This is a genomic window from Denitrovibrio acetiphilus DSM 12809 (assembly GCF_000025725.1).
Lineage (GTDB): Bacteria > Chrysiogenota > Deferribacteres > Deferribacterales > Geovibrionaceae > Denitrovibrio > Denitrovibrio acetiphilus.
Window position 1 is genome coordinate 2,526,273 of sequence record NC_013943.1, and the last position, 13,925, is coordinate 2,540,197.

The window sequence follows — 13,925 nt, forward strand, 5'->3', positions numbered from 1 at the left end:
AGCAGTATAAAAAATCCTCTCGCATGTCTCTGCGTTATAAGCTATTATACTGCATGAGCATTTTCAAACTTGATATGAACTATAAAAATCTGCTGGTGATAGCCGGGGTTGCACTTGTACTCCTGCTCATGTACCGTATCCAGTCCATAATCTCTATCTTTGCAGTGTCGTTCTTTATCGCTTACCTCCTCGACCCGGCGATAGACAAGCTCGAAACATGGAAAATACCACGTGCTGCCGGTATCCTTATTTTCATGGTTCTGCTGACAATAATCCTTGTGTGCGCCATGCTTTACGTTGTACCTTACCTCTACTACGAGATAAACTATCTTGCGAATATGGTTCCGGACATAGTCAACTCTGTTACAAACACTGCTCAGAACTTTGCTGAACGGATGAACATATATGTCTCTCTCGAAGGGATAAAAAATCAGCTTGCACCAAAGGCAGGCGCCATAGCAAAACAAACTCTGGCTGCTGCTCTGGGGATTCTCTCATCCGCATCTACAGCAGTTTCCAGCATTGTAAATATTGCAATAATACCCATTCTTGTATTTTATTTCCTCAAGGACTTCGACAGAATAAACACAAAAATATTCGATGCGCTGAACAGGAAATATGACAATGACATTAAAAGATATATAACTGAATTTGACAAAATACTCTCTGCATATTTCAGAGGACAGCTAATCGTTGCAGCGATACTAGGCGTGCTTTACACCATCATACTCCTTGTCGTCGGGATAAAACCTGCTGTGTTGATAGGGATAGTGTCAGGGGTTCTCAGTGTCGTACCGTATCTTGGTTTCATCATAGGCTTTGCCGCATCCCTGATCCTTGCTTTTGTACAGTTTCAGGATATACTGCACCCGCTGATGGTGTTTATAGGCTTTGCCGTTGTACAGGCAATAGAGGGTAATCTCATCACACCAAAGATAGTCGGAGAGTCACTTGGGCTTCACCCCACAGCAGTTATATTCGCACTTCTCGCGGGTGGTTCTCTGTTCGGCATAGGGGGCATGATAATCGCTCTGCCTGTTGCTGCATTTATTAAAATATTATTATCGGAGCAATTCGCGTGAAAGTAGAAGGTAAACTCTGGATCGATATTAACGGACTCGGAACAGCGGGACAGCTGCGCATAAGACTTCTGGAACTGATAGACGAAATGGGTTCCATCAAAAAAGCAGCAGAAAGCATAGGGATGAGCTACAAGGGCGCATGGGACAACATAAACTCCCTGAACGGTATATTCGGGCAGAATCTGGTCGAGCGTAAAACCGGAGGCAGAGGAGGCGGTGGGACAAGACTCACAGATCAGGGGCTGAACCTCGTAAAAACATATAACCACTACAGCCGCATCCACGAACTATACCTGACAGACATTTCGCAGATGAACTGCCTTGACGCCGAAATCACTGATCTTTCCCATGACGACTACGCTGAAGCACAAACCACTCATGGGGATATGATCGCCTGCGTCACTCTTGATGCTGATATCGGACAGGGAGATCAGGTTAACCTTTTTATAAAGCCCTCCGACATCATACTGTTAAACAGCGGTGATTTCGAAGCAAGTGCAAGAAATCTGCTCAAAACTAAAGTGAAGAGTATTTCGGATAGCGAAGGAAAGTCGGATATTGTTCTTGTATCAGAGAACGGTACTCCGCTGTCTGTTGTAGTCACAACTGCTAGTGCTCATAAAATGAAGCTGAAAAAGGGCTCGGACGTTTACGCCCTTTTCAAAACCGCATCTGTGCTCGCAACATTAAGATGAATTTTACAATTCTGCTTTTTTGATATTTTATCCTTTCGGAGATGAATCATGAAGATACTTGTAACCGGAACAGCCGGTTTCATCGGACACCACACAGCATTAAAGCTTGCATTGCGCGGCGACGATGTTATCGGGCTCGACAATATAAATGACTACTATGACGTGCGTGTAAAATACGGCAGGCTTAAAAACAGCGGAATCATTAAAAACATAGCTGACGGTGAATTTTTCCCTTATGCAGAACCTGTCAGATCCTCTGTCTATCCCACATACAGATTCGTTAAAATAAACCTCGAAGACAGAGAGAATATAACAAAGCTCTTTGAAACTGAGAAATTCGATGCCGTGTGCCACCTCGCCGCACAGGCAGGGGTAAGATATTCTATAGACAACCCTCATGCATACATTAAGAGTAATATAGACGGCTTTATGAACATACTGGAATCATGCAGACACACAGGTGTAAAAAACCTCTGCTTCGCATCAAGCAGCTCTGTTTACGGGCTTAATAAAGAAATTCCATTTAAGACCAGCCATAGTGTTGACCACCCGATATCACTTTATGCCGCCACAAAAAAATCGAATGAAATGATGGCACACACTTACAGCCACCTTTTCGACATACACACCACAGGATTGCGCTTCTTCACAGTTTACGGACCATGGGGCAGACCTGATATGGCTCTGTTCATCTTCACTAAAGCAGCACTGGAAGGAAAACCAATCAACGTTTTTAATAATGGAGAAATGTTCCGTGACTTCACATATATCGACGATATTGTGGAAGGTGTTGTCCGTGTTCTGGATAACCCTGCAAAACCTGATGCTGACTTCAACGGTACAGACCCGTCTACATCATCAGCACCTTACAAAATATACAACATAGGCAACAGCGTGCCGGTGAACCTGATGGACTTTATAAAAGCTATTGAAGCAAAACTTGGAAAAACCATAGAGAAAAACATGATGCCGATACAACCAGGGGACCTGCACACCACATACGCAGATGCAAGCGACCTTACCCTTCATACGGGCTATAAGCCGTCCACAAGCATAGAAGACGGCGTGGGCAGGTTTATTGACTGGTATCTGGATTTTTACGATATAAAGTTATAACGCTTTCAGAAATGTCACGCGTATCTTTTTAAGTCCTGAAGTCTTAAAAAAAACATCTGCATTAGCACTGTCACCGGTTCCGGAAATTGCAACAACCATCCCTTCGCCAAACTTGTCATGGCTGACCTTGCTTCCGTTCTTAATCCCGTTCACTTCGACAACCTTCTTCTGATAAGTTGGTCTGGAAGCTTTCGGAAGGGGCATATCAGACCTTGATCTGCTGAAGCCCACTATCCCCATCTCGTCCAGAAATACCGAACGTGATTGAGGCATATATTTACCGTAAACCATTCTTGTACTGGCATATGTCATATGCAGATTCTGCTTGGCACGGGTCACACCCACATAGCAAAGTCTCCGCTCCTCTTCCAGTTCGTCAGGTTCTTCCAGACTGCCGTGCAGGGGGAACAAGCCGTTTTCAAGCCCTGTGAGAAATACCGACTCAAATTCCAGCCCTTTTGCCGAGTGTATTGTCATAAGCTGAACACAGCTGTCGGCAGGTTCATCAGAAGATGTCGCTATCGCTGTAGCCGCCAGAAAATCTGTTATCATAGCGTCACTGTTGCTGTTCTCAAAAGACACGGCGGCGTTATAAAGTTCTTCGATGTTGCTTATGCGTCTCTCAGCTTCCTGCTCGTCTTCATACCGTTTAACATATCCGCTGTAGTCTGTCATATCCATAACAGTCTTAACCATTTCGCTGACTTTCAGACATGCGGCAAGTTCGTTGAATATCTTTAGATACCCTCGAAACGATTCCTTCTGTGCACCGCGAAGCTGATCGTTCATAGCGTAGACTGCTTCCAGAATACTTATTCCGTTACCGGATGCATAGTCCGTTATTTTGTTTATAGTAGTGTCGCCAATGCCTCTCGGAGGAGCTTTTACGCTTCGCCGGAAAGAAACAGAATCATAAGGGTTATCGAACAGCCTTAAATAGCTCAGGATATCCTTTATCTCGCGTCTCTGATAGAAACCGACACTGCCGATAACTTTATAAGCAACGCCTTGTCTGTTCAGAAGAACTTCGAAATTACGCGACTGTCCGTTTGTGCGGTAGAGGATTGCGATCTCACTCCCCTTTACACCCTCTTCGAGATATTTATTAACCTGATCAATAACAAACTCCGCCTCGTCTGTCTCTCTGGAAACAGGAAGAACCTGTACGAGCCCCCCTTCATCACGGGCAGCCACAAGGTCTTTCCCTTTACGAAGTTTATTATTTCTTATAAGTTTATTTGCAGCCTGAAGAATCTGGGGACGGCTGCGGTAGTTCTCAAGCAGTCTGATAATCTTTGTTCCTTTAAAAATAGTGTCAAACTCCAGAATATTTCTGATGTCCGCACCACGCCATCCGTAAATTGACTGGTCATCATCCCCCACAACACACAGGTTCCCGTCAAGCCCTGCAAGCAGGTGTAGAAACAGAAACTGAATATCGTTAGTATCCTGATACTCATCCACTAGTATGTAGCGGAAAAGCTCTTTGTAGTAGCCAACAGTATCCGGATGATTTTTAAACATTCTTATAGTCAGAGCCAGCATATCGTCAAAGTCCACGAGTTTCTGATCTTTCAGTCTCTGCTGGTAAGCAGCAAAAACATCAGCAAACATGTGAAGAAGCTCCTCCGGTTTTTTACCGTCAACATATGGACGGGTGTTTTTATAGGTGGAGATAGTGTTCATGTATTTCTTTGGCGGATATTTTTTATGATCGATATTAAGGTTTTTAATGATATCACGGATGGTCGCCAGTCTGTCGTCCTGGTCGAGTATGCCGAACCCTGGTTCAAGCCCTGCCTTTTCAGGATCACGGCGGAGAAGCCGGAGGCATATGGAGTGAAAAGTCCCTATCCATATATCAGCATCTTCGTAGTCAACAAGCTTGAGAATACGTTCCTTCATCTCTCCTGCCGCTTTGTTTGTAAAAGTTACGGCAAGGATGTTCCTCGAAGGCACCCTCATGTTGTTTATAAGGTGCGCTATGCGGTAAGTGATAACACGGGTTTTCCCTGTCCCCGCCCCCGCCAGAACCAGCAAAGGTCCCTCTGTAGTGGTAACTGCTTCGTATTGCGCTTTATTCAGTTCATCTTTATAATCAGGCATCTTTCACTCTCATACTTGCTACTGTTTTATTGTACTGCATTATTATGTCGCCCCTTCTGAGAAGTCCACGCAGAATGAGCTTTCCATCCTGCTCTTTCACAACAGGAAGAGCCCCGAGGTCTTTTATACCCAACCGCTCTGTGGCAGTCAGCAGTGTATCATCCTCTTTCACATAAATAATCTTGTCTCTGGTGCATATCTCGCCTGCGACAACTATATCCTCCAGCCCCTCTTCAAATATGATCTCACGGATGTTGTCCAGAGAGAGCATCCCGACAAGATAGCTGTCGTTGTCGAGCACAGGAAAATATGTATGGTTAGCCAGCTTGACGCTTTCGAGAATCTGCCTGAACGACGTATCCTATCTGAATGTCGTCACCTGTCCGAGCATTACATCACCCACACGCAGTTTTTCGAGCACAGACGCCTCTGCGCCCTTCCTTATGTGTACTCCCTGCTTTGAGAGCACCCATGTAAATATAGATTCCTTCTCCAGCCAGCCTGCAAATATATTTGCAACAATTGCTGTCAGCATCAGGGGCAGGATAACTGTGTAGCTCTGCGTAATCTCAAAAATGATCAGTATAGCCGTAAGAGGGGCACGTATTGTAGCAGCCAGCATAGCACTCATTGCCACCAGACCGTATGCACCCGAACCACCTGTCATAGTAGGGAAAAGCAGATTAACTATCCAGCCGAAAAAACCGCCGGTAGCTGCACCTATATACAATGAAGGAACAAAAAGACCACCGGAACCGCCGGAACCAAGTGTAAGGGATGTTGCGATAATTTTAAGAAAAACAAGTAGAATTAGCATAAAGCCGGCATTATGACTAAGGATAGAATCTATGGTATCATATCCAACACCCATAACATCACGCGAGAGCAGCGCAACACACCCCATAAGGAGACCACCCAGCGCAGGCTTTGACCAGCTCGGTATTGTCAGCTCTTCGAACTTTTCTTCAAATTTATAATATACTCTTATGAAAATAATTCCTATAACAGCACAAAGCATCCCAAGTAAAGTATAAAGAGGCAGCTCAAAAATACTGTGAAGGACATATTCAGGAGCATCAAATGTAACATGATCCCCCAGATATGCACGGGAAACCACTGTGGCTATCACAGATGAAATAATTATCGGGCTGAATGTTTTCAGTCCGAACTCGCCGAGCAGAACCTCAGCAGCAAACATCGCACCGCCTATTGGCGCATTAAAGGTTGCCGCAAGACCGCCGGCAGCACCACAGGCAATGACAGTCTTCATTCTTGCAGAAGAAAAGCTGAAAACCTTTCCTATACCTGAACCAATCGCAGCACCAATCTGCACAATAGGCCCCTCACGTCCGGCAGAACCACCGGAACCAAGAGTGATAGCGGAAGAAAATACTTTTATCACGGCTATAAGAGGCGAAATACTTCTGTTCAAAGCGATAGCCTTCATAACATCCGGCACGCCATGCCCTTTGGCGAACTTAAACATAATAGAAATGCCCCCGACCATAAGACCACCAATGGCAGGGACAAGAATTATTTTATAAAATGGAGTATTATTAAGAGCTTCAAGAACATATTCGCTCTTGGTTCCGTAAAAAAGATTCTGAAAGAAACTGATCAGATAACGGAATATAATGTTTCCGAAACCAGCGCAAGCACCAACAATTACTGCTATAAGCACCATATATAAATCATCATGTCGTTTGAGAAATGCGTTAATTCGATTTTTGGCGTTGTATATTTCCATGGCACCACACTGTATTTTTGACGGATGGGTCAAAGAGAATGAAGGTACACACTAATGTACCACAAACCTGCATACTCACAAAAGGAGAGTTACGGTTTAAACCATTACCCTGTCCATGTCAAGGGAGTATTCAGACATTAGTACACTGCACGCCTCACAAACAGTGCGTACTGTCTAAACTATTTTTTTACATTATTAAGCAATGCGATATATGCGCCGTAGGCTGCGATAGAGATACTGTGTACTATCTCCCCGTTAAGGATCATATTCTCCACATCACGCAGAGAAAATTCCGCCGGCTCTATATCCTCGAAAGGATCCAGAGACAGGTCTGATGTTTTTGTACAGTTTTCAGCAAGATAAAGATAGCATGTATTATCCATAAAAGCGGGGTTCGGCGACAGGTCACACAGCTTAGAAAGACTTCCGCAGTAGCCTGTCTCCTCGACAAGCTCTCTGGCTGCCCCTTCTTCCGGCTTTTCACCCTTTTCCAGAGCACCGCCTGGGAACTCATACGCCACTGACCGGGTACCCACACGGTACTGTTTTACCAGAACAAACCTGCCCTCTTCTGTGACCGGAACGATAACCGCCCAATCTTTCATTGAGACCACTGTGAATGTCCCCACTTCATCATTCTTTTTAAAGTGGAAATCCCTGTGCTCCACCTGAAGCACAGGGTCTTTATAAACTAATTCTGCACCAACGAGCTTCCAGTTCTTTTCCATTGTAATTAAAGGATAAGTCCTGATCCGCCTGAACCGCCCTGTGCGTCGCCGCCGAGTCCGCCCATATTTGTTGCTCTTTTGATGTTTGTTTTTGTTTCAATATATTTATCCGCAAGATCACCCGGGACATCTTTATATTCAAAAAGAACATTAGTAAGGTTGATTTCCCCCCTGACCTCTTCCTCAAACGGAAAGCCGAAAGGAACGATAGCTATCTGCATGGAGCCAGTCTGTGTAGGCATAACCTGTACCTGGCATATATTTCTAATGAGACCTGCGGCCTCATCTTTTTCCGCAAGAACCATTTCACCGGAAACCAGCTTAGCGAATACGATGTTGTCACTCATAATAATTAAATACTCCTCTTATTCATTTTTTCAGCTTGCATTATTAATGTATTACATACATCTTCCTAAATATAGGAAAAAAAATATTAGTTCAATATGTTTCTTTAACTGATTGTAAGTACAGTAAATTTGCTACTAACATTATAAATCAGCTTTCACGCATATATTAAAGCGGTTTTTCTTATTGACTTTAGATACATTAGGTTTTATTAAACCAAGAGTAAGACTAACGGAGGTGCTATTATGGCTTATACAATTAATGACAGCTGCACAAACTGCGGCGTATGCGAAGACGAGTGTCCAGTAGGCGCAATCAGCGAAGGTGACGATGTTAGAGTTATTGATGCAGATACCTGCACAGACTGCGGTGCCTGCGCTGAAGTATGCCCTGTTGATGCAATCGACGCTTAATTAATCCGGCAACAACGAATTTAAATATAGCCCTGTGCTTGCAGGGCTTTATTTTTAAACATAAATACTACAAGGATACTAGGATATGGGCATTCTGAAAACATTAAGAGAAGAGATCAGAACAGTCTTTGAAAGAGACCCCGCCGCGCGAAGCAAAGCAGAGGTTGTATTCTGCTACCCTGGCTTTCATGCGATTCTCTTCTACCGCACAGCCCACTGGTTCTGGGTCAGGAAATTCTATTTTATCGGCAGATTTATTTCGCACCTCGGCAGATTTTTCACCGGTATAGAGATCCACCCCGGAGCCATAATAGGCAAAAGATTTTTTATTGACCACGGCATGGGTGTTGTAATAGGTGAAACGGCTGAAATCGGAAACGATGTAACGCTTTATCATGGCGTTACCCTCGGCGGAGTCAGCCTTGAAAAGGTAAAACGTCACCCCACCGTAGAAGATAATGTTGTTATAGGTTCCGGCGCGAAGGTTCTCGGTCCCTTCACTGTCAGGAAAAATGCAAAAATAGGCTCTAACTCTGTTGTAGTCAAAGAAGTTCCGGAAAATGCAACTGTTGTGGGCATCCCCGGCAAAATCGTAAAAGGCAACGGAGATAAAAAGAGCTTCGACCACAACAAACTCCCCGACCCTGTGGCACGAGCCATCACAGATATGGCAACACGTATGTGCTACATGGAAGCGGAGATCAATGACCTGAGAAAAAAACTGAAAACATATGAAAATAACGACTAAAAGCAGGTATGCCATACGCTCTATATTCGCACTTGTGCTTATGGGCGGAGACACAAAACCTGTTGCGCTCACACAGATCGCAGAACATGAGGACATCAGCAGGAAATATCTCGAACAGATATTCATTAAACTGAAAAAGTCAGGTATAGTAGAAGGCTCTAGAGGGGCGCAGGGAGGATATGTCCTCGCCAGAAACCCTTCGGATATCAGGCTGAAAGAGGTTATCTATGCCATGGACGGCCCTGTGAATATATCAGACTGCACGCAGGAAGAGTCCTGTGACAACTTCTCATCATGCGGAATAAACTGGCTTTGGAGCGGACTTAAAAAAACTGTTGACGATTATCTGGACAATATAACTATACAAGACTTAAAGCGTCAGGCTTTCGGAGGAAAAGATGCCAATTTATCTTGACTACAGTGCAACAACACCAATGGATCCAGCTGTTTTCGAGGCTATGAGACCTTATTTTGTGGAGAAATATGCCAACCCTTCCAGCATACACTCACTGGGGAGAGCTATTCGCGATGACCTTGAAAAAGCAAGAGAAACCGTTGCGAAATCTATAGGAGCTGAAGCTCACGAAATCATTTTTACTGCAAGCGGATCAGAATCAGACAACATGGCTATCCGCGGCACAGCAGAGCTTTTCAGAGACAAAGGGAAGCACATCATCACATCGTCCATAGAGCATAAAGCTGTTCTTGAAAGTTTCAAGCTTCTTGAAAAACAGGGATTCGAAGTAACATACCTTCCTGTGGACACTAACGGCATCGTGCCTCTGGACGCTGTGAAGAACGCCATTCGTAAAGACACTACTCTTATCTCCATCATGCTTGTGAATAACGAGATAGGTACTATCCAGCCCGTCAGAGAGATATCCGACATAGCTAAAAAGCAGGGAATTATAGTTCACACAGACGCAGTGCAGGCTATGGGTAAGATGAAGATAGATGTCGGCGAGCTCGGCGTTGACCTGCTTACTATCTCCGGACACAAACTTTGCGGACCAAAGGGGATCGGCGCTCTTTACATAGACGAAAATCTCAAAAACGATTTCAAACCTCTCGTTGTGGGCGGTGCACAGGAATACGGTCTTCGTGCAGGAACAGAATCTGTGCCTAACATTATAGGGCTTGCTGAATCCTGCGCTATCATAATGAAAAATCTGGAAAAAGAAAAAGCTCATATAAAAAGTCTCCGTGACCTGTTTGAGCATAGGCTGATTGAAGAGCTGGGCGATGTTAACATAAACGGTGATATTGAAAAACGTGTGTGCTCCATATCGAACATAGCCTTCAGATATGTAGAAGCTGAAGCACTCATGATTTATGCTGAAGATATATGCTGTTCCACAGGGAGCGCATGTTCTTCTGAAAGTGTTGACGCATCACACGTTCTCTACGCTATAGGCGTTAACCCTGTAGACCTTCACGGTGCTATCAGATTCAGCTTCGGCAGATTCAACACAGAAGAGGAGGTCAACAGAGCAGTTGATATTCTCAAAGAAAGTGTCGAAAAACTCCGTGCAATGTCTCCGCTGGTGAATAGATAGAGCATGATTTGTTCATTTGCGGTGGCTGATGACCGAGGAATATAATAACTATAAGGGGACAGCTTTTAAACTGTCCTCTTTTTTCTTTTTACACTACGCAACCCTTGGGGTTATCTTCCCTTTCATGGGATATTTCTTTAAGGAGTCAGGCTTTTCCGGCACAGAGATCGGGCTTTATATGTCTATCTTTCCCGCCGCTAAATTCCTTGTAACAAACTTGTGGACACTGATTTTCTCAAAAATTCGTCATAAAAAGATTTATATCGGAACATGCATCTTAATATCCTCAGTGTCACTGATCCCCCTGATATATACTACAGACAGATTTATTGTTGCAGTGATTATGGTGATATTTGCATCAACAAGGACAGGTGTTATCCCCGTCATGGACAGCATCGCAATATCAATGGACAGCGTCATTGCCTACGGCAGGCTGAGGCTGTTTGGCTCTGTAGGCTTCATAATAACCTCTATTATCAGCGGGATAATGGTTGATAACCTTGGGCTGAGCGGGTTTATATGGACTTTCACGGGGGCGGGTATCCTCGCAGCGCTTCCGGCGATTGCTCTTGACTACTCCTCAGAAACATTCACACCGACTAAAAGGTCTGAGCGAAAACTCACACCAGAACTGATAATTTTCTTCACCGGTGTGACAGTTTATCTGGCGTCTTACAGTTTTCTTTACAACTTTTTTAACATAACAGTTTCCGAAGCCGGCTACTCTCAGAGCTGGGCGGGTTATATGTGGGCAATTGGTGTTTTATCTGAAATCTTTTTCCTGTATAATCAGGATAAAGTATTGAAGCTATTTAATGTTAAAACTCTGATAGCTCTCTCTATGCTTCTTGCCGGAGTCAGATACGTTGTAACCGGATATTCAGATTCACTATGGATGCTTGCGCTGTTCTCCACGATGAACGGCTTTGCGTACGGAACATTTCATCTGGGCGTCATGCGGTACATCCGCCTGCATGTTCCCCAGAGACTAAAGCTGAAAGCGCAGGGGATTTATTCCGGAGTCGGGTTCGGGCTAGGCTCTATAACAGGCTCGGCACTGTCAGGACTGACATACGACATAAGCGGACTTACATCTGTCTGGATGCTCGCATTCGGTCTGAGTACAGCGGGGGCAGTGATCATTTACTTCTTTACAGGCAGAAAGAAGCTGTCAGAATATACGGTATAGGATATGAGCACTAATCAGAAAACAGCAAAGCTTCTCGAAGAGCTGGAGGCGGTTGCCTCTAAACTGGACATAAAATTACGCTATGAAGTAACGAAAGCAAGGGGCGGTCTCTGCACTGTTGACGGTGAAAAACTGTTTATACTGGACAGGAAATCCAGCAAAGAATATAAACTTCTTATCCTTGCCCGTGCCATAAAAGAATTCGATCTTTCAGACATCTATCTCAGTCCTAAACTTCGGGAATTCCTCTATGAAGAAATCTGACATACACGAAGTATATGAAATACTGGAAGATGTTTACAGGAATATGGACGAACCTTCTGTAACCAAAATATCCAAACAGACCAGACGTGACCCTTTCCGGGTTCTCATAAGCTGTCTAATCTCCCTGCGTACGAAAGATGAAGTCACACTCGCCGCATCTAACAGACTCTTTGCAAAAGCAGATACGCCCGAAAAAATGCTGACTATCCCTGCGGACGAGATAGCAAAACTTATATACCCCGCAGGTTTCTATAAAACAAAATCTAATACAATCACAAATATATGCAGAATACTGCTGGACGAATACGACGGAAAAGTACCGGATGAAATTGACGAACTCCTCAAACTGAAAGGTGTGGGCAGAAAAACAGCTAATCTTGTTGTTGTGGAGGGGTACGGCAGAGACGCAATATGCGTGGACACACATGTTCACCGGATATTCAACCGGCTCGGCTATGTAGCAACCAAAACACCGGACAAAACTGAGATGGAATTACGAAAACATCTTCCAATAAAATACTGGATACGCATCAATGAGATACTGGTATCATACGGGAGAGAAATATGTACACCTGTTTCCCCCCATTGTTCATATTGCAGATTGTCAGACATTTGTGATAAAGTTTCCGTAGACCGCCGGAGGTAGCATAAATGCGTCACCAGATTGATGAAAAAGATAAACAGATTCTGAACCTTTTGATGGATAATGCCCGGATTTCCTATGCAGACATAGCTAAGGCAGTGGGGATGAAATCACCATCCGTCATCGACAGAATCAAACGTCTGGAGCAGATAGGTGTCATAAAAGGATACAGTGCAGAGATAGACTACAAAATACTCGGTGATGACATAAATGCATTCATTGGAGTATCCATGGACAACGCAAAACACATTGAAGAATTTGAATCACAGCTCAAAGAGATAGACCCGGACGTTATAGACTGTAATCACGTCACAGGTGACTATACATTCCTTATCAGTGTTGTCACCAAAAACACCCAGTCCCTCAGCAAACTTATAAAAAAGATACGCAACATACCGGGTGTGGATAAGACAAACACTATACTTGTCTTCTCTACCCTTATGAACAGAAAAAGACAGGTATGACATTTAGCGTAATAATACCCGTATTCAACAGAACCCAAACACTTAAAACAGCCATAGAATCAGTTCTTGCGCAGAGTTTCCGCGACTTTGAAATCATAGTTGTGGACGATGGGTCGGATAAATCTGTCAGCTCGGCTCTGCGCCCGTACATGCCGATGATCAGATACATCCGCATAGAGAAGAACATGGGCGTAAGCTATGCCCGCAACATAGGGATAAGAGAAGCAAAGGGGCTCTACACAGCGTTTCTGGACTCTGACGACATATGGCTCCCGGACAAGCTCAGTGCTCAGCATGAAGCCCTCACAGCAACGAAGCTGAAAGTCTGCCACACAAACGAGTTCTGGTTCCGAAAGGACAGGTTTATAAATCAGGGGGCAAAACATAAGAGACACGGCGGCATGATATTTGACAAAGTTCTGGACTTCTGCCGGATAAGCCCCTCTTCCGTCGTAATCCACAGAGATGTTTTCAAGACATGCGGTGTGTTTGACAGCAACATGCGCACCTGCGAGGACTACGACCTCTGGCTGAGAATATGCTCAAAATTTGAAGTCTGCTACCTGCCGGAAAAGCATATAATCAAACGTGCAGTAACGAACGATCAGCTCTCGGACAGTATAAAAAATATTGAATATATCAGGCTTGTCTCACTAGCCCGATTCGTCAAATGCAAGAATATCAAACCAACACTAAAAGTACCTGCCATAAAAGAGATATCACGCAAAGCCCTAATTACAGCGGGGGGCATTAACAATTTTTAATCGTAAGACACTTGATTTTGAACCATCTTCATGTAAGATGCATCTTTAATTAAAGCAGGATAATA

17 protein-coding genes and 1 pseudogene are annotated in these 13,925 nt (G+C 44.2%); 12 read left to right on the forward strand and 6 right to left on the reverse strand.

Going from position 1 to position 13,925, the window contains the following annotated elements; genetic code table 11:
* Positions 1 to 53 precede the first annotated feature (53 nt).
* From DACET_RS12025 to DACET_RS12035, 3 genes are read left to right on the forward strand one after another with little or no spacing between them, the layout of a single operon-like run.
* A complete protein-coding gene (locus DACET_RS12025) occupies positions 54 to 1,082 on the forward strand; it encodes an AI-2E family transporter (RefSeq protein ID WP_013011652.1) in 1,029 nt (342 codons plus the stop codon).
* A complete protein-coding gene (locus DACET_RS12030) occupies positions 1,079 to 1,777 on the forward strand; it encodes a TOBE domain-containing protein (protein ID WP_013011653.1) in 699 nt (232 codons plus the stop codon). Before DACET_RS12025 ends, DACET_RS12030 begins: the two co-directional genes overlap by 4 nt.
* A 48-nt stretch (positions 1,778 to 1,825) precedes the next feature.
* Positions 1,826 to 2,893, forward strand: a complete 1,068-nt coding sequence (locus DACET_RS12035; protein WP_013011654.1) for an NAD-dependent epimerase — start codon at positions 1,826 to 1,828, stop codon at positions 2,891 to 2,893.
* Here the strand turns inward: DACET_RS12035 and DACET_RS12040 are convergent.
* The 6 genes and pseudogenes from DACET_RS12040 to DACET_RS12055 all read right to left on the reverse strand — a co-directional run bounded on the left by DACET_RS12040 (position 2,888) and on the right by DACET_RS12055 (position 7,821).
* Positions 2,888 to 4,999, reverse strand: a complete 2,112-nt coding sequence (locus DACET_RS12040) for an ATP-dependent helicase (protein WP_013011655.1) — start codon at positions 4,997 to 4,999, stop codon at positions 2,888 to 2,890. The genes DACET_RS12035 and DACET_RS12040 overlap by 6 nt on opposite strands.
* Positions 4,992 to 5,270, reverse strand: coding sequence for a CBS domain-containing protein (locus DACET_RS16560; RefSeq protein WP_347336493.1), 279 nt, complete (start codon positions 5,268 to 5,270; stop codon positions 4,992 to 4,994). The genes DACET_RS12040 and DACET_RS16560 overlap by 8 nt, the downstream gene beginning before the upstream one ends.
* Positions 5,250 to 5,348: pseudogene (locus tag DACET_RS16720) on the reverse strand (hypothetical protein); the annotation flags it as partial. The pseudogene DACET_RS16720 and the gene DACET_RS16560, both read right to left, overlap by 21 nt.
* A gap of 12 nt (positions 5,349 to 5,360) precedes the next feature.
* Positions 5,361 to 6,746 carry a chloride channel protein gene (locus DACET_RS12045; protein WP_013011657.1) on the reverse strand — a complete coding sequence of 462 codons (1,386 nt, stop codon included), beginning with the start codon at positions 6,744 to 6,746 and terminating at the stop codon, positions 5,361 to 5,363.
* A gap of 179 nt (positions 6,747 to 6,925) precedes the next feature.
* On the reverse strand, positions 6,926 to 7,474 hold the full coding sequence (locus DACET_RS12050) for an NUDIX hydrolase (protein WP_013011658.1): 549 nt from the start codon (positions 7,472 to 7,474) through the stop codon (positions 6,926 to 6,928).
* 5 nt (positions 7,475 to 7,479) lie between these two features.
* Entirely contained in the window at positions 7,480 to 7,821 is a 342-nt protein-coding gene (locus tag DACET_RS12055; protein ID WP_013011659.1) for a hypothetical protein, read from the reverse strand.
* Between the two features lie 243 nt (positions 7,822 to 8,064).
* On the opposite strand from DACET_RS12055, the gene DACET_RS12060 reads away from it, so the two are divergent.
* The 9 genes from DACET_RS12060 to DACET_RS12100 all read left to right on the forward strand — a co-directional run bounded on the left by DACET_RS12060 (position 8,065) and on the right by DACET_RS12100 (position 13,860).
* Complete coding sequence (locus DACET_RS12060; protein ID WP_013011660.1) at positions 8,065 to 8,232, forward strand: 4Fe-4S ferredoxin; 168 nt, start codon at positions 8,065 to 8,067, stop codon at positions 8,230 to 8,232.
* Between the two features lie 85 nt (positions 8,233 to 8,317).
* Positions 8,318 to 8,980, forward strand: a complete 663-nt coding sequence (gene cysE, locus DACET_RS12065) for a serine O-acetyltransferase (RefSeq protein WP_013011661.1) — start codon at positions 8,318 to 8,320, stop codon at positions 8,978 to 8,980.
* On the forward strand, positions 8,964 to 9,395 hold the full coding sequence (locus tag DACET_RS12070; RefSeq protein ID WP_013011662.1) for an RrF2 family transcriptional regulator: 432 nt from the start codon (positions 8,964 to 8,966) through the stop codon (positions 9,393 to 9,395). Before cysE ends, DACET_RS12070 begins: the two co-directional genes overlap by 17 nt.
* Entirely contained in the window at positions 9,379 to 10,536 is a 1,158-nt protein-coding gene (locus DACET_RS12075) for a cysteine desulfurase family protein (RefSeq protein WP_013011663.1), read from the forward strand. Before DACET_RS12070 ends, DACET_RS12075 begins: the two co-directional genes overlap by 17 nt.
* Before the next feature lie 28 nt (positions 10,537 to 10,564).
* On the forward strand, positions 10,565 to 11,725 hold the full coding sequence (locus tag DACET_RS12080; RefSeq protein ID WP_013011664.1) for an MFS transporter: 1,161 nt from the start codon (positions 10,565 to 10,567) through the stop codon (positions 11,723 to 11,725).
* Between the two features lie 3 nt (positions 11,726 to 11,728).
* Positions 11,729 to 11,989 (forward strand): hypothetical protein, encoded by a 261-nt coding sequence (locus DACET_RS12085; protein WP_013011665.1) that lies wholly within the window; start codon positions 11,729 to 11,731, stop codon positions 11,987 to 11,989.
* Positions 11,976 to 12,635 carry an endonuclease III domain-containing protein gene (locus DACET_RS12090; RefSeq protein ID WP_013011666.1) on the forward strand — a complete coding sequence of 220 codons (660 nt, stop codon included), beginning with the start codon at positions 11,976 to 11,978 and terminating at the stop codon, positions 12,633 to 12,635. Before DACET_RS12085 ends, DACET_RS12090 begins: the two co-directional genes overlap by 14 nt.
* A 5-nt stretch (positions 12,636 to 12,640) precedes the next feature.
* On the forward strand, positions 12,641 to 13,096 hold the full coding sequence (locus tag DACET_RS12095; protein ID WP_013011667.1) for an Lrp/AsnC family transcriptional regulator: 456 nt from the start codon (positions 12,641 to 12,643) through the stop codon (positions 13,094 to 13,096).
* Positions 13,093 to 13,860, forward strand: a complete 768-nt coding sequence (locus DACET_RS12100; RefSeq protein ID WP_013011668.1) for a glycosyltransferase family 2 protein — start codon at positions 13,093 to 13,095, stop codon at positions 13,858 to 13,860. The genes DACET_RS12095 and DACET_RS12100 overlap by 4 nt, the downstream gene beginning before the upstream one ends.
* Positions 13,861 to 13,925 lie beyond the last annotated feature (65 nt).

Coding starts and splice junctions, on each gene's coding strand:
- DACET_RS12045 (WP_013011657.1), bottom strand. CDS start 6,746: ATGGAAATATACAACGCCAAAAATCGAATTAACGCATTTCTCAAACGA.
- DACET_RS12100 (WP_013011668.1), top strand. CDS start 13,093: ATGACATTTAGCGTAATAATACCCGTATTCAACAGAACCCAAACACTT.
- DACET_RS12025 (WP_013011652.1), top strand. CDS start 54: ATGAGCATTTTCAAACTTGATATGAACTATAAAAATCTGCTGGTGATA.
- DACET_RS12085 (WP_013011665.1), top strand. CDS start 11,729: ATGAGCACTAATCAGAAAACAGCAAAGCTTCTCGAAGAGCTGGAGGCG.
- DACET_RS16560 (WP_347336493.1), bottom strand. CDS start 5,270: ATGCTCTCTCTGGACAACATCCGTGAGATCATATTTGAAGAGGGGCTG.
- DACET_RS12060 (WP_013011660.1), top strand. CDS start 8,065: ATGGCTTATACAATTAATGACAGCTGCACAAACTGCGGCGTATGCGAA.
- DACET_RS12035 (WP_013011654.1), top strand. CDS start 1,826: ATGAAGATACTTGTAACCGGAACAGCCGGTTTCATCGGACACCACACA.
- DACET_RS12075 (WP_013011663.1), top strand. CDS start 9,379: ATGCCAATTTATCTTGACTACAGTGCAACAACACCAATGGATCCAGCT.
- DACET_RS12090 (WP_013011666.1), top strand. CDS start 11,976: ATGAAGAAATCTGACATACACGAAGTATATGAAATACTGGAAGATGTT.
- DACET_RS12050 (WP_013011658.1), bottom strand. CDS start 7,474: ATGGAAAAGAACTGGAAGCTCGTTGGTGCAGAATTAGTTTATAAAGAC.
- DACET_RS12080 (WP_013011664.1), top strand. CDS start 10,565: ATGACCGAGGAATATAATAACTATAAGGGGACAGCTTTTAAACTGTCC.
- cysE (WP_013011661.1), top strand. CDS start 8,318: ATGGGCATTCTGAAAACATTAAGAGAAGAGATCAGAACAGTCTTTGAA.
- DACET_RS12070 (WP_013011662.1), top strand. CDS start 8,964: ATGAAAATAACGACTAAAAGCAGGTATGCCATACGCTCTATATTCGCA.
- DACET_RS12095 (WP_013011667.1), top strand. CDS start 12,641: ATGCGTCACCAGATTGATGAAAAAGATAAACAGATTCTGAACCTTTTG.
- DACET_RS12040 (WP_013011655.1), bottom strand. CDS start 4,999: ATGCCTGATTATAAAGATGAACTGAATAAAGCGCAATACGAAGCAGTT.
- DACET_RS12055 (WP_013011659.1), bottom strand. CDS start 7,821: ATGAGTGACAACATCGTATTCGCTAAGCTGGTTTCCGGTGAAATGGTT.